Source organism: Nocardia mangyaensis, from assembly GCF_001886715.1.
Taxonomy (GTDB): domain Bacteria; phylum Actinomycetota; class Actinomycetes; order Mycobacteriales; family Mycobacteriaceae; genus Nocardia; species Nocardia mangyaensis.
In genome coordinates this window covers 3,887,757-3,908,214 of the sequence record NZ_CP018082.1, presented here as the reverse complement: position 1 = coordinate 3,908,214, position 20,458 = coordinate 3,887,757, and the positions used below count along the sequence as shown (strand labels likewise).

At 68.9% G+C, this 20,458-nt stretch carries 22 protein-coding genes; 6 read left to right on the top strand and 16 right to left on the bottom strand.

What is annotated here, in order from left to right; all coding sequences use genetic code 11:
- Positions 1-38 precede the first annotated feature (38 nt).
- Both BOX37_RS17575 and BOX37_RS17570 read right to left on the bottom strand, forming a co-directional pair.
- Entirely contained in the window at positions 39-845 is an 807-nt protein-coding gene (locus BOX37_RS17575) for a HEAT repeat domain-containing protein (RefSeq protein WP_071928604.1), read from the bottom strand.
- Positions 846-899: 54 nt separating this feature from the next.
- Positions 900-2,120: a cytochrome P450 gene (locus BOX37_RS17570; protein ID WP_240504914.1), complete on the bottom strand. Its 1,221-nt coding sequence runs from the start codon at positions 2,118-2,120 to the stop codon at positions 900-902.
- 59 nt (positions 2,121-2,179) lie between these two features.
- Here BOX37_RS17570 and BOX37_RS17565 point away from each other — a divergent pair, with 59 nt between their 5' ends.
- The gene (locus BOX37_RS17565) at positions 2,180-2,992 is read left to right on the top strand and encodes an SAM-dependent methyltransferase (protein ID WP_240504913.1); all 813 of its coding nucleotides are present in this window, start codon (positions 2,180-2,182) and stop codon (positions 2,990-2,992) included.
- A gap of 91 nt (positions 2,993-3,083) precedes the next feature.
- Here BOX37_RS17565 and BOX37_RS17560 read toward each other — a convergent pair whose 3' ends face one another.
- The 8 genes from BOX37_RS17560 to BOX37_RS17525 form a co-directional block, all read right to left on the bottom strand.
- Complete coding sequence (locus BOX37_RS17560; protein WP_071928602.1) at positions 3,084-3,602, bottom strand: hypothetical protein; 519 nt, start codon at positions 3,600-3,602, stop codon at positions 3,084-3,086.
- A 17-nt stretch (positions 3,603-3,619) separates the two neighbouring features.
- Positions 3,620-4,174, bottom strand: coding sequence for a chorismate--pyruvate lyase family protein (locus BOX37_RS17555; protein WP_071928601.1), 555 nt, complete (start codon positions 4,172-4,174; stop codon positions 3,620-3,622).
- 11 nt (positions 4,175-4,185) lie between these two features.
- The gene (locus BOX37_RS17550; RefSeq protein ID WP_071928600.1) at positions 4,186-5,367 is read right to left on the bottom strand and encodes an FAD-dependent monooxygenase; all 1,182 of its coding nucleotides are present in this window, start codon (positions 5,365-5,367) and stop codon (positions 4,186-4,188) included.
- A complete protein-coding gene (locus tag BOX37_RS17545; RefSeq protein ID WP_071928599.1) occupies positions 5,364-6,797 on the bottom strand; it encodes a class I adenylate-forming enzyme family protein in 1,434 nt (477 codons plus the stop codon). The genes BOX37_RS17550 and BOX37_RS17545 overlap by 4 nt, the downstream gene beginning before the upstream one ends.
- The gene (locus BOX37_RS17540; protein ID WP_071928598.1) at positions 6,797-8,062 is read right to left on the bottom strand and encodes a GNAT family N-acetyltransferase; all 1,266 of its coding nucleotides are present in this window, start codon (positions 8,060-8,062) and stop codon (positions 6,797-6,799) included. The genes BOX37_RS17545 and BOX37_RS17540 overlap by 1 nt, the downstream gene beginning before the upstream one ends.
- Entirely contained in the window at positions 8,059-9,150 is a 1,092-nt protein-coding gene (locus BOX37_RS17535; RefSeq protein WP_167659957.1) for a type III PLP-dependent enzyme domain-containing protein, read from the bottom strand. The genes BOX37_RS17540 and BOX37_RS17535 overlap by 4 nt, the downstream gene beginning before the upstream one ends.
- 284 nt (positions 9,151-9,434) lie before the next feature.
- Positions 9,435-10,538 carry an AI-2E family transporter gene (locus tag BOX37_RS17530; protein WP_156910747.1) on the bottom strand — a complete coding sequence of 368 codons (1,104 nt, stop codon included), beginning with the start codon at positions 10,536-10,538 and terminating at the stop codon, positions 9,435-9,437.
- Between the two features lie 135 nt (positions 10,539-10,673).
- Complete coding sequence (locus BOX37_RS17525; protein WP_071931606.1) at positions 10,674-11,096, bottom strand: VOC family protein; 423 nt, start codon at positions 11,094-11,096, stop codon at positions 10,674-10,676.
- 124 nt (positions 11,097-11,220) lie between these two features.
- Here BOX37_RS17525 and BOX37_RS17520 point away from each other — a divergent pair, with 124 nt between their 5' ends.
- From BOX37_RS17520 to BOX37_RS17505, 4 genes are all read left to right on the top strand, one after another.
- A complete protein-coding gene (locus BOX37_RS17520) occupies positions 11,221-11,943 on the top strand; it encodes a helix-turn-helix transcriptional regulator (RefSeq protein ID WP_206045672.1) in 723 nt (240 codons plus the stop codon).
- A 178-nt stretch (positions 11,944-12,121) separates the two neighbouring features.
- Positions 12,122-12,544, top strand: coding sequence for a hypothetical protein (locus tag BOX37_RS17515; RefSeq protein WP_071928595.1), 423 nt, complete (start codon positions 12,122-12,124; stop codon positions 12,542-12,544).
- Positions 12,544-12,774 (top strand): helix-turn-helix transcriptional regulator, encoded by a 231-nt coding sequence (locus tag BOX37_RS17510; protein ID WP_071928594.1) that lies wholly within the window; start codon positions 12,544-12,546, stop codon positions 12,772-12,774. The genes BOX37_RS17515 and BOX37_RS17510 overlap by 1 nt, the downstream gene beginning before the upstream one ends.
- Positions 12,775-12,872: 98 nt before the next feature.
- Positions 12,873-13,838 (top strand): NAD(P)-dependent alcohol dehydrogenase, encoded by a 966-nt coding sequence (locus BOX37_RS17505; RefSeq protein WP_071928593.1) that lies wholly within the window; start codon positions 12,873-12,875, stop codon positions 13,836-13,838.
- A gap of 128 nt (positions 13,839-13,966) precedes the next feature.
- On the opposite strand, the gene BOX37_RS17500 is transcribed toward BOX37_RS17505, so the two are convergent.
- Together BOX37_RS17500 and BOX37_RS17495 are read right to left on the bottom strand one after the other, a co-directional pair.
- Positions 13,967-14,911, bottom strand: a complete 945-nt coding sequence (locus BOX37_RS17500; protein ID WP_071928592.1) for an NAD-dependent epimerase/dehydratase family protein — start codon at positions 14,909-14,911, stop codon at positions 13,967-13,969.
- Entirely contained in the window at positions 14,908-15,573 is a 666-nt protein-coding gene (locus BOX37_RS17495; RefSeq protein WP_071928591.1) for a TetR/AcrR family transcriptional regulator, read from the bottom strand. Before BOX37_RS17495 ends, BOX37_RS17500 begins: the two co-directional genes overlap by 4 nt.
- A 247-nt stretch (positions 15,574-15,820) precedes the next feature.
- On the opposite strand from BOX37_RS17495, the gene BOX37_RS17490 reads away from it, so the two are divergent.
- A complete protein-coding gene (locus BOX37_RS17490; protein WP_071928590.1) occupies positions 15,821-16,207 on the top strand; it encodes a limonene-1,2-epoxide hydrolase family protein in 387 nt (128 codons plus the stop codon).
- A 3-nt stretch (positions 16,208-16,210) separates the two neighbouring features.
- Here BOX37_RS17490 and glmS read toward each other — a convergent pair whose 3' ends face one another.
- From glmS to BOX37_RS17470, 4 genes are read right to left on the bottom strand one after another with little or no spacing between them, the layout of a single operon-like run.
- Positions 16,211-18,043, bottom strand: coding sequence for a glutamine--fructose-6-phosphate transaminase (isomerizing) (gene glmS / locus BOX37_RS17485; protein ID WP_071928589.1), 1,833 nt, complete (start codon positions 18,041-18,043; stop codon positions 16,211-16,213).
- Positions 18,044-18,057: 14 nt separating this feature from the next.
- Positions 18,058-18,537: a hypothetical protein gene (locus BOX37_RS35380; protein WP_240504912.1), complete on the bottom strand. Its 480-nt coding sequence runs from the start codon at positions 18,535-18,537 to the stop codon at positions 18,058-18,060.
- Positions 18,538-18,582: 45 nt separating this feature from the next.
- The gene (locus BOX37_RS17475) at positions 18,583-19,074 is read right to left on the bottom strand and encodes an SRPBCC family protein (protein WP_240504911.1); all 492 of its coding nucleotides are present in this window, start codon (positions 19,072-19,074) and stop codon (positions 18,583-18,585) included.
- An 8-nt stretch (positions 19,075-19,082) separates the two neighbouring features.
- A complete protein-coding gene (locus BOX37_RS17470; RefSeq protein WP_071931604.1) occupies positions 19,083-20,354 on the bottom strand; it encodes a sigma-54-dependent transcriptional regulator family protein in 1,272 nt (423 codons plus the stop codon).
- Positions 20,355-20,458: the final 104 nt, after the last annotated feature.

Below are 20,458 nucleotides of genomic sequence, written 5' to 3'. Positions count from 1 at the left end.
CAGTCGATCGGGGATCTCGGGCCCGATCGGCTGCGAGCTCAACGGGATTCGCGCGCGGCGATGGCGGCTTGGATTCGTCGAAGGGTGCGCAGGCCCTTCTTGGCGGCGACGCTCACCATGCCATCGAAGACGGTCGATCCCCGGTCGTGCGCCAGGAGACGTTCCAGCGTCGGCACGGCGCGATCGTCACCGGTCGATCCGAGCGCTACCGCCGCCCAGTATCGCTGGTCCGGGTCGTCGCTGTCGGCGGCCTCGCACAGTCGCGTGATGATGGTCGGGGTGAAGGTGGACAGTGCGCTGGCGATATAGCCGATGCGGTAGTAGCGGCGGTTCTCGAATTCGTCCCACAGGGCGGCGAGAGCCCGGTCGCCACCGATCTCGCCCAGGGCTTCGGCGGTCCGCTCGCGTATCCCGGTGTTCGTGTCCCGCAGCAGCGGTGCGAGCGCCGCGACGACGGACTCGTCGCCGAGTGTGCCCAGCGCGATCACCGCTTGCTCGCGCGCGATCTCCTGCGAGTGATCCAGCATCGCGACCAACCCCGGAACCGCCTCGCCGAAACCGAGCGCCGCGCACCCCATCGCGGCCCAGGCCTGGCAGTTGTATCGAGTATCGGCCAGCGCCGCGAGCAGCGGAGCCTTCAGCGTGTCGTCGCCGAAGACGGCCGCCCGGTTCAACGCCCGGCTGTACAGCGAGCGGTGGTGGTCGGGATAGTCGCGCACGAGCGCGCGCAGTGCTTCCGCAGCCGAGGTGTCGCCGTCGCCCGCGCGCTCGAGCAGAAGCCGCAGAGCGTCCTCGCGGGTTTCGAGATCGCCGTCTTTGAGCGCTCGCGCGTCAGCTGGATTCACCGCCCAACGGTACCCGGCGACGATCTCGTCCCCTCGGCTACACCTGGTGTCGAGTCAGCGCAGGGTGACCGTCGTCGGCAGCGCGGCGAACCCCCGGTTGTTGGACGAATGGATCCGCACCAGCCCCGCCGGTTCGATGTCGTAGTCGGCCACCGCCGCGACGATCTCCTGCAACGCCACGCGCAGCTCCAGCTGGGCCAGGTTCGCGCCCAGGCAGTGGTGGCGGCCGGTGCCGAAGGACAACGCGGCGGAGGTGTCACGGTCCAGGTCGAAGACGTCGGGATCGGCGAAGACCGATTCGTCGCGGTGGGCCGAGCCGGTGAGCAGCAGGATCCGCGCACCCGCAGGGATCCGCACATCGTGGAGCTCGATCGGCGCGGTCGTGGTGCGCAGTTGCGACTGGGTGGCCGGGTCGTAGCGCATGGACTCGGCGATCCAGTCGTCGATCCGGCCGCCGAAGGCCACGCGGCGCTGGTCCGGGTGCAGGGCGGCGCTGTGCCAGGCATTGCCCAGCGTCAGCATGACCGTCTCGATGCCGGCGCCGACCAGCAGGATCAGCACCCCGACGATCTCCTCCGGGGTGAGCCGGTCGTCGCCGTCGGCGGCATCGAGCAGGGCCGAGAGCAGATCGCCGGTCCGGTGCTGGGCTCGGGCGACGGTCAGCTCGGTGTAATAGCCGACCAGCGCGCCGATCGCCTGCATCGCCTCGGGCCGCAGATCGGTCGATTCCGCGTCGGTGTACATGATCTCCATGCCCAGCTTGCGCAGCAGCCCCCGATCGGACTCCGGCACGCCGACCAGTTCGGAGATCACATCGGTCGGATACGGACCCGCGAAGTCGGCGATCAGGTCGAAACTGCCCTGTTCGAGCAGCGGCTTCAGCGTCGCCCGGGCGATCTCGCGTAGTCGCGGTTCGAGGGTCTGCACCCGGCGCTGGGTGAACGCGCGGACGACCAGTTCCCGCATCCGGGTGTGCTTGGGTGGGTCCATGGCGACGAAGGAGAAGAACTTCTCGGCCTGCGGTCCCCAGAACGCCGGTTCCATGCGCAGCCCGTTGGCGCTGGAGTAACGGTCCGAGTCGCGCAGTGCCGCGCGCACGTCGGCGTACCGCGACAGCGCCCAGAAGTCGTCGGTGTCATTGCGGTAGACAGGGGATTCGGTCCGCAACCTGGCATAGTACGGGTAGGGATCGGCGTGGACGTCGAAGTCATAGGGGCTGTATTGCAGGAGCATGGCCGTGCCTTTCGCGGCGGCGCGAAACGCGAACGCCGCCACCGGGTCTCGTATTCGGGCTGATGGAATCGACGGTAGTCGAGACAGGAGGGCATGGCGCCTTGGATTTCGAATCCGCGGCCGACCGGGTGGATGTCACGCGGCCGCATCCGGCGCGCCGCTATGACTACTGGCTGGGCGGCAGCGCCAATTTCGAGGCGGACCGCCGCTCGGCCGATGCGGTCGCCGCGGCGTTCCCCTCGATCCACTTCGCGGTGCTGGAGAACCGCCGGTTCCTGCGCCGCGCGGTCGAGTACCTGACCGCGACGGCGGGCATCCGCCAGTTCCTCGACATCGGCACCGGACTGCCGACCGCGGGCAATGTGCACGAACTCGCGCAGCGTATCGCCCCCGAATCGCGCGTGGTCTACGTCGACAACGACCCGATCGTGCTCTACCACGCCCGCGAGCTGCTCGACAGCACCCCGGGCGGCGCGACCGCCTACATCGACGGCGACCTGCGCGAGCCTGCCGCGATCCTGAACCACCCCGCCCTGACCGGCACCCTCGACCTCGACCAGCCGGTCGCCCTGATGCTGTGCGCGGTGGTGCACTTTCTCACCGACGAGATGTACCCCTACGACGTCATCCACACCCTGCGCGACGCCCTGCCGTCAGGAAGCTACATCACCCTGACCCACGCCACCAGCGACCACCTGTCCATCGAGGACCTCGACGCCGCCGTCGAAGCCAACCAGCGCAGCGGAGTGCCGTTCCAACTGCGCTCGACTGCCGAGTTCCGCCGATTCTTCGACGGATTCGACCTGGTGCCCCCCGGTGTCACCTCGGTGATCGACTGGCGTGCAACAGAGTGGCGTCCCCATCCCCGCCGCGAAGCGGTCTCGATGCTCGGGGGGATGGGTCAGCTGCGTTGACCCACGCCGTACCGACGGTCCGGCGCGGTGGCCCCGGTCGCTCGATCTGCCTTCCGGCACACCCTGAGGGGAGCATGCCGGAAGGACTCGATCAGTGGTGGAAAGTGACGATGTAGACAGCGGCGGCAGGCTGGAAGGGGTTGTCACAACTCGGCTCGACGCCGGTGCCCGCCACAGAGACGGTGGCGTCGGCGAAGCGAGTGCTGTCGGAGGTCACAGTGCCGGTGGCGACATGCTTCCGGTCGTCGGGGGAGATGTGGCCGGTGGTCTCGGTGACAGTCCGGGTGCCGTCGTCCCACCGCGTGGTGATCGTCGTCGTGCTGTCGCCACAGCTGGAACCGTCGATCGTCAAGTCCGAACGACCAGAGATCAGGGGGATTCCTGCGGCGTCGGTGCAGGTGATCGTGTCCTGTGCGGTGGCGCCACCACCGATGAGGTTCGGCACCTCGGTGGTCTGGGCGACGCAGATGGCCTCGACGGAGTCGTCGGGAATCGGTTGTGCCCAGGCCGTCGGCGCCCAGCCGGCGCTGACCGCGAGCGCGATCGCCGCGGCGGCAGCGAGTCGTGCCGCACCACGGCGGTAATTGGCGGTAACGGGGGTGATGATCACATCGTTCCTCTCGTCGTCTACTGGGATGGAACCGAACGTTGAACACTCAGGTGGGCCGAGAACGATTCCGGGCTGTACACCTCGGTCAGGTGCAGCTGGGGTGTGCCGTCTGTACAGATCAGATAGCACTTGCCGGCAGCGGGACCGGACCCGCCATCGGGCCATCGGTGATGTCCGGTGGACAGCACCCGCCGCCGATGCGAGATATCCGCCTCGGCCATCGCCGTCCCGAGTGGCCGGGTCCGATCGAAGCACAGCGGGTACAGCGGATTGCCGCCCGCGGCGACGACCACCGCATGGTTCCACGACACCGGCCGCCCACCGGGCGCGAGCAGGACCGATCTGCGCACCAGCACCCGGTGGCCGTCCGAAAGCCCGAGCACGCCACACAATTCAGGAGAGAGCGCGGTGGCTCGCTGCTCGAACTGTTGGCGCACATCGATGGTCACCGGCGTCCGCAGCACTGCTTCCAGCAGGACCGTGGTCGAGCCGTCACACGCCAGTAGCGCCCGGGTGGTGGGGTCGGCGAAATTCGACACCGGGATCGGCACCGAGCTGAGCGGCGACACCATGCGTCTCCTGGTCAGTAGGGGCTGCCGGGGATTCCGGCATCCCTGGGGCCGTAGGGAATTCGGTCCAGCCACGCACCGGCTCTCACCGAATGGCGGGCCGCGGCCGCCGCGATCCGCTGCCGCGCGCGGGTGGACATGTCCGTGGCGAGCAGCTGGTCCAGCGCCTGAGCCGTGGCCTCCCGATTTCGTAGTGCCGCCGCGCGCCGGACGGCGTCGTACCGGCCGACCGCGTCGTCCCGAGGGGCGGTGCCGGTGATGACACCGGCCACGGCTTCGGCGGCGGCGGCCGCGTCGGCGATGCCGGAGTTGAGCCCGCGAGCGCCGAAGGGCGCGAACAGATGCGCGGCCTCCCCGGCGAGCAGCACCCGTCGACCGGCGTCGATGAACGTGTCGGCGACCGACTGATGGAATCGGTAGTGCGACACCCAGGTGACCTCGACCGCTGCGCCGCCCGGCACGAGCGGGGCAACCCAGGACGCGGGGTCGGCGGTCAGTCCCGCGATGTCATCGGTACCGCGGCATTGCAGGTCCACGCGTAGTCCGCCCCGGAAAGGCGCGGTCAGCACGTGGCGGTTCCCGGCCGCGGGATGCCGGTAGTGGAACACGCGTTCGCCCGGCGGGCCGAGGGGATCGTCGGCGAGGTCGACAACGATGAACGAAGCGTCGCTGCGTGTTCCGGCCAGGCGGGCGCCGATGGCAGTGCGCACCGTGGACCGGGCACCATCGGCGCCGATCAGGAAGCTCGCCCGATGCCCACTGCCGACTTCGACATGCCCCGGGCGTACCGAGACGGTCTCGACCGGGGTACGCCAGGCCAGCCGGACCCCGGCGGCCAGACAGGAGCGCCGCAGCTCCGCCTCGATGTCGCGCTGCGAGAGGCTGCTGAATGGCGGCGTCATCCCGCTGCGCGGGCGCGGATAGCTTCGGCGATACACCGTCCGACCCGCCCAGAGAGTGTGCTTTCCGCCCCAGGTGAGACCGCGGTTCGCAAGACGTTGTGCCAGCTCGGGGTCGGCCCCGCCCAGTGTGCGCAGGGTGACGCCGTGCACGAAGATCGCCCGGCTCCCGGCCCGCACCGCGGTCTCGGATTCGGACTCGAGCACCGTCACCACCAAACCCCTCGCGGCACAGAGCAGAGCCGCCGCCAACCCCACCGGACCACCGCCCGCGACGAGCACATCACTGTGTTTCACGCCGGCGCTCCGGCTGCTGGCGGCGTCGGCAGGTCCCGCCGCAACAGCTTCCCGGTGGCGCTGAGCGGCAATTCGGGTAGCACGACGATCTGGCGCGGCATCTTGTAGGTGGCCAGGTGCGGTCGGCAGAATTCGACGATCCGCGCGACAGTGAGTCGCGCCCCGGCACGCGGCACGATCCAGGCGCAGGTGATCTCTCCACGCACGGGGTCGGGCAGCCCCGCGACAGCGACATCCTCGACATCCGGGTGCCGCGCGAGCACGCGCTCGACCTCGGCCGGGTAGATACTGAACCCGCCACTGAGCACGACATCCTTGGCGCGGCCCAGGATGCGCACGAGCCCGTCGGCGCCGATGCTGCCCAGGTCACCGGTCCGCAGCCATGCACCGTCCGCGATCGGGCGCGCGGCGTTGAGATGCCCCGGCGTCACCAGCGGTCCGGCCACGCACAACTCGCCTGTGCGCGCGTCGCCGAACGGCGCACCGGTATCCACCTGCACTCGTACACCGGACACGGCGGTGCCCACCGTCCCGTGTCGGCCCGGCAGATCCGGTGCCGCCAAGGCCGCGAACCCGGCCAGTTCGGTCATTCCCCAGCCCTCGACGAACGCGGTGCCCGTCGAACGCTCCCACTGGGTGGCCAGATCCGCCCCGGCGCTCTGCCCTGCCGACACCACACACCGCAGCCGGGGCAACGACACGTTCGGCTGGTCGAGCAGCCGCCGGTACATCGTCGGCACCCCGGCCAGCACCGTCGCACCGCATCGTCGAGCGGTCGCGACGAGGTGTGTTTCGTCGAACCGGGGCAGCACCACTGCTGTCGCGCCGGACCACACGGTGGCATTGAGCACGTTCGTCGCGTAGGAGTGGGCGAGCGGCAGCGCCGTGAGCACGACATCCCCGGAGTTCAAGGACAACCGATCCGCGATGTTTCGCCCACCCAGGGTGACTGCCCGCCGGGTCTGGAGGACGCCTTTCGGCCGTCCGGTGGTGCCGGAGGTGTAGGCGATCGTCATCACCTCGTCCGGGAGATTCGGTCCGGGCGACATCCGGGCGCCCGTCGCCACACCGTCCGGCCAGAACAGCCGATCCGGAAACCGATCGGCCAGTCCGGCGGCCATGGCCGCGGGGACCAGGGCCAGGCGAGCACCGGAGTCCTCGAGCACCTGCGCGATCTCGTTGATCGCCGATCCCGCGTTCAACGGCACGCTCACCGCCCCGATCCGGGCGAGTGCGAGGTAGGCCGCCACCCATCGCACCTCATTGGGCAGGCACAGCACCACCGGTGTGGTGCCGACGACCCCCGCGGCGGTGAGTTCTGCGACCGTGTTGTCCGTCAGCTGCTCGACGATCGTGCTGTCACGGTGGCCCGAGTCCGTCACCAACGCGAACAACCCCCTGGTGCCCCGTTCCTCGACAGTCGGGGTCATCACAGCACGTAGGCCAGGAAGGGGGCGCGTTCCGGGGTGGCCATGGCATCCCACAACCGCACCGTGCCGGAGTCGCCGCGAATCTCCCCGGCCCGGAAAAGACCGGCCGCCGACGTCCCACCCAGCACGATCGCGCCCATGGCCGACACCTCGAGTTCCAGGTCCGGCTCGGTCGTCGTGCGGTGGCACACGCCGACGCCCTTGTCGACCTCGAGGTGATAGGTGCCCGCGGCCCAGCCTCGCGCATCGTGCACGCCCACGGTCACGGTGCCGTCACCAGCCCAGGATCGGGCCGTCAGCATCGCCGGAATGTCCAACAGCCGCAACCACATTCCATCGCGACGGCGGCTGTGCAACCAGCGGGCATCGGTGACCCACCAGCGCAGCGGATCGTCCACGGGCAGCCGTGGTACCCGGATCTCGGCCACCATGTCGATCGAGAACAGGAAACGCCACAGCGCACCCGCCGCCTCCGGGTCCACCGCGAGGAAGTCCACCACGTGCACGACGCCGTCCGGGGCCTTCTCGGTGGACCAGCCCGGCGCGATGCGATACGAGACGAACCCGCGTCCGTCGAGTACGGCACACTGCCGCACCCCACCTCCGGGGTCGTCAAGCGTGCACAGCGCGTCCAGCGCCGACGAGGCGGGATCGGTGACGAACCGGTCCCAGAACCCGTCCGGCGGGATCAGTTCGCCCGGCGCCGTGTGCGACCGGCGGGTGAAGACATCACGGGCGGCATCGCGGGCATCGATGCCGCCGACCCGGCGAAGCCGGATTCCCGCTCCCGGTACCTCATCTCGAAGCCCGGCTCGGCGGACATCGATGCGGACCGCGTCATACCAGGCGGCCGGCCCGTGCCCGAACCGGCGATAGATCGGCCATTCCGACGGCCAGTCGGCGCAGGCCACCTTGCCCTCGTCGACGGCTCGCTCGTAGATCCGGTCCAGCAGCCGGCTCATCAGACCGCGTCGGGTCTGCGTCGGATGACAGAACCCGCCCGTTCCGATGACAGCCGGAACCCGGGCGCCGCCGGGCAGCACGAGCTGGGTGTCGAGTGAAATATTGGTCGCCACAATGCCGTCGGCATCCGCGATGGCCAGCCCGCGCTCCGCCGGGTAGGTCCGGCGGTAGAACTCGAGCACCGCCGGGTCCGTGCCGAGCGGTTCGGCGAGCGCGGTCAGCCAGCAATTCAGCCACTCGGCGTAACGGTCTTCGGGGATCGGCTCGAGCTGCTCGAATCCTGTCGGCAGCGCGTGCGTCACCAGCTGACCTCCATCGCTCGGGCGGACAGCACATGGTTCGGCAGTGGCGGATAGCCACAGAAGTCACTGGCGGTCGTGCTCGCGCAGTACGCGCCCGTCGAGCCGATCAGCACCCGGTCACCCGGTGCAAGAGCCACCGGCAGGCGATAGGGGGTCAGCACCCGGAGTTCGTCGAGCGGATCACAGGTCGGCCCGCACAATCGCACCGGACGCCTCGGCGCGTCCACAGCATGATCGAGGGCGTGGACGGGATACTCCACGTCGCTGAGCAGGCACTCGACCAACCCCGCATTCCAGATCCCGGCATCGAGCACGACAGCGACCTCGCCACCACGGTCGAGCACCGACTTCACTCGCGCCACCGTGATTCCGGCCTCGGCGACCAGACTGCGTCCCGGCTCGACCACCACATCCAGCTCGCCCGGGCCGAAGTTGTCATCGATCGCGGTGAGAATCGTCGCGGTACACGTTTCCATCGTCGGGACAGCGCGACGATAGCGCGCAGGCACTCCGCCGCCGACATTCAGCACGCGCACAGTGGTCACCCCGGTCCGGTGGATCGCCGACCACACCGATGCGGCCTGTTCGATCGCCGTTCGCCACCGCGTCGGATCGGTCTGCTGGGTACCCACATGCCAGGTCAGCCCCGCCACATCCAGCCCGATCGCCTCCGCCATCTGTGCCAGTGCCACGGCTTCGGTGGCGGGGCAGCCGAAGCGAGCGCTCGTCGGCAGCTCCGACCCGGCCCGTGCGCTGGTCAGTCGCAGGATCACCGACGCACCGGATGCCGAGTGACTCAACCGGGCGAGCTCGGCCGCCGAGTCGGCGCAGAACACCCGCACGCCGAGCTCGAATGCCTCGCCGATCTCACGTTCGGTCCGGAACACGTTGCTGTGCGAGAGGAGCTCCGGGGGACACCCCGCCGCCAGCGCCGTCCGTATTTCGCTGGTGGACGCGACATCCAGACCCGCTCCCCGCCGCACGAGCGCCTCGAGCAGCTGTGGTTCCGGTCGTGCCTTGACGGCGAACTGCACCCGACCCCGGCCTGCCAGTGCGGCCAGGTACCGGTCGTAGGCACGCACGGCCACATCGACATCGAAAGCCGCATAAGGTGTTTCACGTTCTACCCGGGCGAAGCGACACAATCGGTCACTCGGCATCCAGGGATCCCCTTCCGGTGAGCACAGCATCGGCAGGACAAACACGCTTCAGAAACCCCGACGCAGACTACACCGGGCTCCGGCGCCGTTCGGGGAGGTCAGTAGACGCGGCGAAGTCACCGCTGCGAGAGCCGATTTCCGCCGCGACTGATGCTGCGCGATTTGTCCTGTGATGCCGCCTCACGGGAGAAGGCGGTGTGGTCACTCGTTGTTCAGGTGCCGGTGACAGGTGCAGGCGGGGCTGCCTCGACCTCGTCGGCGTCCGCTGGATCGCCTTCCTCCGGTGGTGGTTCGGTGGCCGCGTCGATCTGTTCGCCGATGTAGCGGATGACCACCGCGACCATCGCGACCACCGGCACCGCAAGGAACGCGCCGGTGATGCCGTAGAGCGACGCACCACCGGTGACCGCGAGCAGGACGACGACGGCATGGAGTTCCATGCTGCGGCTCTGCAGGACCGGTTGCAGCACATTGCCTTCCAGCTGCTGCACCGCGATGACGACGCCGAGCACGATCAGCGCCGTGGTGAACCCGTTGCCGACCAGCGCGACGAGGACGGCGAGCGCACCGGCGACAAAAGCTCCGACGATCGGGACGAATCCGCCGATGAAGGTGATCACCGCCAGCACCAGCGCCAGCGGGACATCGAGGATGAACAGCGACGCGCCGATCAAGACGGCGTTGAACATGCTGACGATCGCCTGCGTGCGGATGAAGCCGCCCAGGGTGGCCCAGACCCGTTCCAGGACGGCTTCCACGTGGCGGCCGCTGCGGCTACCGAACACGGAGTGCATCCAGGGCAGCAGCCGGCGGCCGTCCTTGAGGTAGAAGAAGACCAGGACCAAGACCATGAAGATGGTGACCAGGACCGAGGTCGCCGCACTGACACCGGTGAAAACACCATCGGCGATCTGGGCGCTGCTGGACTGCAGGCGCCCTACGATCGCCTCGACCGCGGAATCGAGTTGCTCGTCGCGGATGCGCAACGGCGGTCCCTGGACCCAGTCGCGGACCTGGTTGATCCCGGCGGTGGCCTTGTCGGCGAGTTGCGGTGCCTGATCGGCCACCGAGGGCACGATCAACGCGACGACCCCGGTCAGCAGCGCGAGAAACCCGAGCAGCGTGACCGACGCGGCCAGTGCGGGCGGGAACCCGCGCTCGGTCAGCCAGCGGGCCGGTGGCCACAGGATGGTGGCCACCACTATCGCCAGGGCGACGGGCAGCAGCACCACCCACAGTGCCGCCGCGACATAGCCGAGTACCCACGCTCCCGCCGCGATCGCCACGAGGCACAGTGACCATTTGGCCAGCCACATCAGCCCGTGGCCGATCACCTCCCCGCGATCACGCCTCGGCTTCTCGTTCGGTTGCGCCCCACTGGGTTTCTTCGTCGACCCGCTCACGCTGCCAGTCTGGCACGGTCGGCGGGAGCTCGCTGCTGCGGTGCTGGGTCAGGCCGCGGGATATGCCACGGCGATGTCGAGGACCCAGGTGATGGCGAAGCGGTCGGTGAGCTGGCCGTAGAGCGGTGCCCATTGCGCGGGCCCGAGGGGCTGGTTCACCTCGGCGCCAACGACCAGCGTGTCCCAGTAGCTCTGGAGTTCGGCGGGGTCGGTGCCGCGGACCGAGACGAAGAACGGGTCACGCCCCCGATCCCACGGCAGATGGGGGTAGGTGTCGTAGGCCATGATGCGGAAGCCGCTCTCGGCGACGACCTGGCCGTAGGCGACATGGTCGGCGGTGGCGGGGTCGGTGTTGCCCATGTCGGCGTAGCTGGCGATGGTCAGTTCGCCGCCGAACACGGTTCGGTAGAACTCCAGTGCCCGGCGGGCATCGCCGCGGAGGTTCAGGTGCGGTGTGACGCTGACGGTCATGTCCATGACTCCTTGTTCTCTGTCGACCCGGTGACGTCCGAGCCGCGCGTTCAGCTTCACCGCAGTACCGGTCACCTGGCGTCCGCTTCTCGGCGCAGACCAGGCCGTTGCCCTGGCGCTCGCCTTGCGGGTCGCGGCGGTCTCGGGTGCGGCCGACGCCGAAGCGTCCCTGCGGGCGCTGGCGACGGTTCGGCAGGTGTTGCCGTCGCGATTGCGTCACCGAATCGACGGTGCGACGTTCACGACGCTGCCTGCCGATGCCGCAGTGGCGGCCGACTCCGGCGTCCTGATGGATGTCAATGCCGCGGTCAGGGCGCGTGAGGTCCTGCGATTCGACTACGTCTCGGTCGGACGTGATCCAGACGAGACTCCGTCGCAGCGCCGGGTCGAACCCCATCATGTCGTGTTCGGCAACGGACGCTGGTACCTCGCTGCCTGGGACCTCGACGTCGACGATTGGCGGATATACCGCCTCGACAGGCTGACACCACGCACCCCGACCGGACCCCGCTTCACCCCGCGCACGGTGCCCGGTGGGGACGTGAGCGATTTCCTCGCCGCGCGTTTCAAGGGCTCGGATCGGGGGAGCACGTGGCCCTGCACGGGCGAGGTCGTGGTGGTACTGCCTGCGCGAGAAGTGATCCCGTTCGTGCCTGAGGGAATCGTCGAGGAACTCGAGGATATCCGGTGCCGGATCGTCGTCGGTTCCTGGTCATGGGTGGCCTTGGCAGCATCGATCGGCCGCTTCGACGCGACCATCACCGATGTGCGGCCCCGCGAGCTCGCGGACGCTTGTGCCCTCCTCGCCCGCCGCTTCGCCGACATCGGCCGAATCGACAGCCTCTAGCGAACTGCCGGGCTGAATCCCGCTGAGCTGAACCGTCGACCGTCACGGTTGCGACACGAATACCGCTGGTGCGGGAGCGTGTCGTGCGCCGCTTCGCCCAATGTAAAAGATTCTTGACATATCCCGCCCGCTCGCCCTATGGTGATGATGTAAAGAATTATTGACATTTGGAGACGTCATGACTTTCACCGAGCGGTACACGTGGGCGGGCCTCGCCATCAGCATCGTGGTCTTCGTCGCGTACTGGACCGTCGTCATCGTGCGCGCCGTCACGGACGGTCTTCCGCTCGTTGACGTCGGCTGGCAAGGCCCGATGCTGTGGTCTCTGATCCTCGGCGGTGGCCTGTACGCGGTGGTGATGCTGGTGCTGTGGCTGCGTGTTCGCGGCGAGGCGCACACCGATGCGCGGGACCGCGAGATCGAGCGCTACGCCGAGACCACGGGCGCCGGGATCCTCGGGCTTGCCGTGCTGGCGACGCTCGTCATGTTGGCGCTCGACGCGCCGGTGTTCTGGACGGCGACGGTGCTCTTCGTTGGCGCGTTCCTCGGCTCGCTCGCGAGCATGGGCGTCGCCCTCGCCGCCTACCGCGAGGGGCTGTGATGGGCGGCCCCAAACCCACCCGGGTCTCCAACCGCATCCGGGACCTGCGCACGGAGCGCAAACTCACGCAGGCCGAGCTCGCGGCCACCCTCGACGTCACCCGCCAGACCATCATCGCCATCGAACACGGCCGCTACTCGCCCTCGCTCGAGATGGCCTTCCAGATCGCGCAGGTGCTCCGCGCCCCGCTCGAGGAGGTCTTCACCTACAAGGCGGACGAGACGAGCTGACATCACGCGGGCCTGGCACCACACCTCGACACCCACCACACCCAAGGCCCGTGCCCACAGCACCGGACCTCCGGTTTCCACGCTCTCCAGGAGATTTCATGCGCGCACTTCTCCAGCCCGTCTACGGCGAGGCCGACACTCTCACGGTGGGCGACGTGCCCATCCCCACTCCGGGAAAGGGTCAGGTACTGGTCCAGGTTGCCGCAGCGTCGGTCAATGCGGCCGACGTGTTCTTGATGCGCGGCGTGCCCCGCTCCGTGCGGCCGGGAAACGGACTACGGCGCCCGGCCCGGCGGCGGCTCGGCTTGGACCTGGCGGGCGTTGTTGCCGACGTCGGTCCTGGAGTGGCCCGCTGGCAGGTGGGTGACGCGGTCTTCGGACAAGGCATCGCCACGTTCGCCGAGTTCGCCCTTGCCCAGGAGGGCCACCTCGCGGCGCTTCCCCAGGGCGTCGGCCCCGAGCATGCCGCCACCCTTCCGATCGCCGGAACCACCGCCATGCGCGCGGTCGAGGTGGCGAAGGTGAGGCCAGGCCAACGGATTGTCGTCACCGGCGTCGCCGGCGGCGTCGGCCAGTTCGCGGCACAACTGGCGGCACTGCGCGGCGCCGAAGTCATCGGCGTGTGTTCGGGTCGCAACGTGGAACGCGTGCGGGCGCTGGGAATCGAGAACGTCCTCGACTACGAAACCCAGGACCCCCTGGACACCGCCACGCCCTACGACGCTGTCATCGACAACGTCGGCGCCGTGCGCATCCGAGACTGGCGCCGGGTAGTGGCGCGCGGCGGCGCCATTCTGCCGAACAGCGGGGTGCGGGGGCCCGACGGCGGTGCCCTCATGCGTGTCGTCAAGGCCCAGTGGCATGGGCTCGTCGCGCCGCAGCGCGTGCGCATCCTGTACACGACCTTCACCACGGAGCGGCTCACGGAGTTGGGGAAACTGCTCGCCACCGAACGTGTCCGGCCCCTCGTGGACACGGTGTTCACCCTGGGCGAAGCGCCGGAAGCGCTTGCGAGAGTGGGAACTCACCACGCCCGAGGCAAGGTGATCGTCACCGCCCCCTGAGGCGCCGCGCCGCAGGGTCCGGTATGGCCCCATGACGAGGATCCGCCGCGGCAGATGCGGCGAGCGGATCACCACGATCACTGGTCTGCCGGCGGTGATTTCGCTGACTGCGCTCGCCATCCTGCCGGTCAGATCACCGCGGTCGACTGTCCGAATTCGATACCCGTCGTCGACAGATCGTCGCGCAGGGTGGCGAGGTCGAGTAGTTCGTGGATCCAGGTCGGGGTGGTGATCTGTCGGCGGGCGAGTTCTCGGACCGTGGCGGCGGCGACCGTGGCCGTGGCCAGGGACTGGCCGCGGCCGGTTGCCCAGTGGTCCGAACCGTTGGCGGATCTGGCGAGGACCACCCAGCGGTCGCTGCCGGGCATGTGCCGTGGCGCCACCGCACGCAGCGCGGGTATCCAAGTGAGGGCGGCCAGTCCGGCGGTGGCCAAGCGGGAGTCCAGTCGCAGGTAGGACCGGACCGGAACGCCGAGTTCGTCGGTCAGGCGGTGTTGGTCGGCGAAGTCGGCGCGTACCGCGGGAAATGGCTTGTACCTGGCCTTTTCGGGAATTGTGAAGCGTGCGGGTCCGGTGAAGTTGCGGATGTCGGTGCCATCGGGGTCGGGGAAGCGCTGTCCCAGCAGCTGATAGGTCCAGGCTGTGGCGGCAGGGCCGTGGTGTTCGCCGGAACCGAGACCGATCATGATGTCGATCGGGCCCGGGTCGCTCGCGAACGCGTCGACGGCGAGCAGGGTGGTCAGGCCGGGCGCCAAGCCGACTCCCAGCAGGACCGGGCCTCGGACGCGCGCCAAGGCCCGCACGTAGTCGGAAGTCGCCGAGATCTCGACGAAGGCGATGCCGCGCCGGGCGCATTCCTCGGCGACCCGGAGGTCTTCGACGCCGGCGCAATTCACCACCGTCGTCACCCCGGACAACGCGGCTGCGAAGCCGTCCGTCGTGGTGACATCGACAACTCGGTCCGCGCGAGCCGGGTCGCGTCCGGCGGCGAGCGCCGAGATGCCTTGCGCCCGCAGTAGTTGGACGAGGTGCACGCCGACAGCCCCGTAGCCGCCCAGTATCAGGACATTCATCGGGTTTCCTCCGGTGTCGATGTTTCGAGCGGTCGCGGCGCGAGCAAGTGCAGGGTGAGAGCGTCGGTGGCCCAGGATTCCCACTCGGCGCCGGTCCAGCCGCGTTCGTGGACCAGGAGATGGAATGTCTCGGGAGCGAGGGTGGCGAGGGCGATGTCCGCGGCGCGGGCTGCGGTGATGCCTGCTCGCAGTGGAGTTTTGGTGGTGAGGGCCTCGGCCAGGCGGAGCTGGACGATGTGGCGCTGGGTGATGTTGGTCTGCCAGAGCTCGGCGAGTTCGGGGTCGGTCGCCGCGGCCGATCGGATCACCTCGAGAAGCGGGCCGACGCGGGCGTATATCGTCGCGGCCGCGGCGACTTGCCGTCGGATCTGTTCGACGGGATCAGGGGCGGTGGCGGCCGCGGTGAACCAGGGGCGGTCCATGGTGGCGATCGGCTCGGTGTCACCGGCGATCTCGACATCCAGGAGTTCGGACAGGATCGCGCGTTTGGTGGCGAAGGTGAAGTACAGCGTCTGCACCGCCATGCCCGCCTCGTCGGCGATGGCTCGCATCGTGGTCGGTGTGTAACCGCGGGTGGTGAACAGTTTCCGTGCCGCGGCCAGCATTTTCGCGCGGTTGGCCGTCGTCCGGGCCGCCCGCACGCCGGTGTTCTTGGCTGTCATGCCGTTGATCCTACTTGACTAGAGTAAGACTCTAGTTGGAACCGGCAGTGTGGCTCACCCGTGAAGTGACAGCCACGGTCACCGCCCGACCCCGCGGTTCCGACCGAAGTGGTAGGTCGACCAGATCCGGCGGTCGTTGTTGTCATCGACGTGAAGAGCCCGTTCTTGTCAGACTCCCTTTCGCGCTCTACAGTTTCGGCACTGATATTCGGATCATGGAAACCGAATATCTGCACTGGAGGGCCTGATGACGACACCGACCGTACACACCCCCGATTCGCTGGTCACCGAGTTCTGTGCGCGGTGGCGCCAAGGTACTGCCGACGAACTGACCGAGTACTTCACCGACGACGCGACCTATCACAACATCCCGATGCAGGCGGTCACCGGACGGGAAGCGATCCGGGACTTCCTGCGCGGTTTCCTCGGCACCTTCGGCGGCATCGACTTCCAGGTCCGGCACCAGGTGAGCGCCGGGAATCTGGTGATGAACGAACGCGTCGACAGCTTCACCATCAATGAGCAGCGGATCGACCTTCCGGTGACGGGCGTCTTCGAGATCGTGGACGGCCGGATCCACGCCTGGCGTGACTACTTCGACATGGCCACGGTGACCGCAGCGCTACAGGGTTGACGCCTATTCGACCGTGACGCTCTTGGCGAGGTTGCGTGGCTTGTCGATGTCGCGGCCGAGGGCGAGAGCGGTGTGATAGGCGAGCAACTGGAGCGGGATCGTCAGCAGCATGGCGTCGAGTTCCGTGGCAACCCTGGGGATTCGGATCACGTCGTCGGCCACGTTCGCCGGGAGGTCGGCGTTGGTGACGGCGATGACCGGGCCGCCGCGGGCCTTGATCTGTTCGATGGTGTTGATGTTCTTGGCCAGGAGTTCGTCGTCGGGGACGATCACCACGCTCGGCATCTCCGGGTCGATCAGGGCGAGGGGGCCGTGTTTGAGCTCGGAGGCCTGGTAGGCCTCGGCGTGGATGTAGCTGACCTCCTTGAGCTTCTGGGCCCCTTCGCGCGCGACCGGCCAGGCCCGGACCCGGCCGATGAAGAACATGCTGCGCGCCTCGGCGTAGCGCTGGGCGATCTCGGCGATGGCCGGTTCGTCGGTGAGAACCTTGTCGATGGCATCGGGCAGGGCGCGCAGGCCCTCGACGACGCGCTGGCCGTCGGCCGCGGAGAGGTCACGGACTCGGCCGAGCAGCAGGGCGAGCATGGTGAACGAGACCGACATGTTGGTCAGCGCCTTGGTCGAGGCGACCGAGATCTCCGGCCCGGCGTGCAGGAACACCCCGGCGCCGCACTGGCGGGCGATGGCGCTGCCCACCACATTGACGGCGCCGATGACGCGTCCGCCCTTGCGCTGCAGTTCCTGCACCGCGGCCAGGGTGTCCAGCGTCTCGCCGGACTGGCTGATGGCCACATAGAGCGCGTCCGGGTCCACCACCGGATTGCGGTAGCGGAACTCCGACGCGGGCTCGGCCGTGGCGGGGATGCGCGCGAGTTCCTCGACCACCTGCGCACCCAGCTGGCCCGCGTAGTAGGCCGAGCCGCAACCGAGGAACACGACCTTGCTGATCCCGCGCAGCTCCCGGGCGTCCATGTTCAATCCGCCGAGATGGGCGGTCGCGAAGCGATCGTCCAGGCGCCCACGCAGTGCTCGGCGCACCGCCTCGCCCTGTTCGGCGATCTCCTTGCGCATGAAGTCGGGGTGGCCGCCGAGGGCGTAGTCCTCGGCCGCCATGTCGATGGTGGTCGGGACCTTGTCGGTCTGCTCGGAGTCGGTGCCCAGTGTGCTGGTGCGGAACTCGTTCGCCCGCAGGGTGGCGATCTCGCCGTCGTCGAGGAACACCACGCGCTGGGTGTGGTGGACCAGGGCTGCGACATCGGAGGCCACGAACATCTCGCCGTCACCCACGCCGAGCACGATGGGGCTGCCGTTGCGCGCCACGACCAGCTCGGTGGGACGACGCGCGTCGAGCACCAGCAGGCCGTAGGTGCCCTGGATCCGGTGCAGCGCGGTGCGCACAGCGGTTTCCAGCGACTCGGCCTCGTCGAGCTCGCGGGCGATCAGGTGGGCGATGGCCTCGGTGTCGGTGTCGGAGACCAGCTCGACACCGCCTGCGGTCAGCTCGGCGCGCAACTGTTCGGCGTTCTCGACGATCCCGTTGTGCACCACGGCGATCCGGCCGGTCGCGTCGACGTGGGGGTGCGCGTTGGCGTCGCTGGGTTCGCCATGGGTGGCCCAGCGGGTGTGCGCGATGCCGACCGTCCCGCGCAGCGTGGCGGTGTCGGCCTTGTCCCGCAAGTCCTGCACCCGCCCCTGGGTCTTCGTGACCCGGAGCTTGCCGCGATGGGGCAGCGCGAGACCGGCCGAGTCGTAGCCGCGGTATTCGAGCCGGTGTAGTCCTTCGAGCAGGACCGGGACCGCCTGCCGGTGACCGATGTATCCGACGATTCCACACATGGCGCGAGGACTCCTTACCCGTAGACGATGCGACGCAGTTGCCGTTCGGTGAACCGGGGAGCCGCGACCGGCCGCTGGGCGAGTTCTTCGGCCAGTACCCGCCAGATCTCGGCATTGCGCACCTGCCGGGCCTGCAGCTCGGTGTGGCGACGCCGCACGAACTGCTCGGCCGTCTCGTCGAAGTAGCCGGCGATATCGGCGATCACCCGCGCGGCCAGCCGCTCCGGAAGGCCCGTGGACACCGCCACGTAGCGGACCAGATCAGCCGATGCCCCGTCTTTCACCCGGATGATCCTGCCTGGCGAATCCGATTTCACCAAGTTCCCTGCCCGAATTCGGGCAGAATAGACGATCTGCGTGGGCAGGTGGCCGCACAAGTGGCCGGAATTCGCCGCGATCGGCGGCGACTCGGGGCCGATGGCAGCCCGATCGGGGACGGTTGCGAGCAGCCGGCCGAGAGTCGGCCAGGTGATCACCTCGATCGGTTGCTGCATTCAGGTAGCGTCGATGCGGCGCGGCGCCGACTCCAGAGCGTCGGGTCAGTCCGCCGGCCCGAGTTCCTGTGCGAGATTGCGCAGGGTTCGGTGGATGTTCTTGCGCTGGAACTCCACGAACGTGTCGCCACCGGTGGCGATCCGGTCGAAGACCTGCACCGCCGCGTTCGGCCACCGTGCGCGATCGTCGTGCCAGGTCTCGGTGACCCTGGTCCCGCCGTCGACGGGCTCGAAGCGGTACTCCCAGGTGGCGATCCCGCCGCGCAGCCACGGCCGCCGGACGCCGATCGCCTCGACCCGGAAGGCGAATCGCTGTCCCGGATCCGCGGCGATCACCACGCAGCGGGTCACCCAGCGCGCGGCGCCGCGCTTGTTGAATCCGTCGAATTCCATGCCCACGTAGGTGGACTCGCGCGGCCGGGCGACCTCGGCGCCGCGGTTCTCCGGACTCCACCGGCCCATCAGGGTGGGATCGCTGACCTGCTGATAGACCGACAGTGGGTCGGCAGCGACAACGATGCTGTCGGTGACTGTCATGGTGCGACTCATAGGGTTGAACCTAACAGCGTTCGGAGGCCGGGCCCAGCGGTGTGCCGGAGGAAGTCGCAGTCGGCCAGTCGTTCGGCGGCGCCGAGGGCGAGCGTGAGGTCGACGGATTCGGTGATCCGGTACGGGCGGCTGGCCAGCACGGATCCGAGGACGCGTCGCAGGCGCGAAACCTCCGCCCGGACCGCGACCGCGTGGTCGGGATCGCCGTAGAGCGCATTGCTCAGCTGCAGCACCGTCATGCCGCGTCGGCCGGACAGGTGCAGCAGCACCAGGATCTCGGCATGGCGCGCCGATAGTGCGGTGCGCCACTCGGATTCGCCACCGAGTGCCCGCAGGATCGGCGGACCGGCAAGGTCGAGTTCCCACCGTGTGACGTGCGTGCGGGTGTCGGGCCGCAGGAGCCACCCTTCGCCGAGTCGCTCCGCGACACAGACGCCGAGGCCGGGGAGGGTGACCGCGCGACCGGCGTGCGGAACCGCGACCCGGCGGGTGGCGGTGACGCCCACCGTGTGCGCGACCCAGCCGTTCTCGTCGACCACGACGGCCGGGCCGGTCTGCGTCGCGAGCGCGGGTCCGGCCGCCGAGCGTAGGCGTTCGAGGCGCTGCTCGTGATGGCGCCACAGTTGTGCTTCGGCGAGCCGGACGCCGGTGGCCACCAGCGCGGTGACCGCGGGGTGCAGGGTCAGGGCGGGACCGCTGAGGTCGACGATCCCCAGCAGGTCACCGGTGCGCGGGTCGTGGATCGGTGCCGCGGTGCAGTACCACGGATGCTGGAACTGCTCGAAGTGCTCGCCGGAGAACAACTGCACCGGTGCGGCCTCGGTCAGTGCGGTGCCGATGGCGTTCGTGCCGACCGCGTCCTCGGTCCAGTGCGCGCCCTCGCGGAAGCCGAGCGAATCCGCCTTGTGGCGGACCTTCGCCGAACCGTACCGCCAGAGCACCACACCCTCGGCGTCGGCGACCACCAGCATGAGCTGGGAGGAGGTGTCGGCCAGGGAGACGACCGCCTGGGTCAGGTCCTCGATCACCGCGGCGAGCATCGATTCGCGGCGGCGGCGTTCGACTACGTCGACGGCGAGCATCGAGCGGGCTCTCGGCTGGTCGGGTACCAGGCCGGCCGCCAGCACCCGTGACCACGATCGGGCGACCAGCGGGCGTGGTCGCAGCGGCGAGTGCCCACCGGCGATCACGGCGCCGTGCATCCGAATCAACTCGCGTGCGTAACCCGAGAGGTCGGTGCCGGGTTCGACCGCGTTGAAGTCGGCCACGGTACGCCCTTCATCCGTTTCGTCCACAGTGCTCGGCGCGTTGCAACGCGCTGCAACGATTGTGCCACCGGCCACCATGACGTGTGCTCTTGGTCACAGATTGT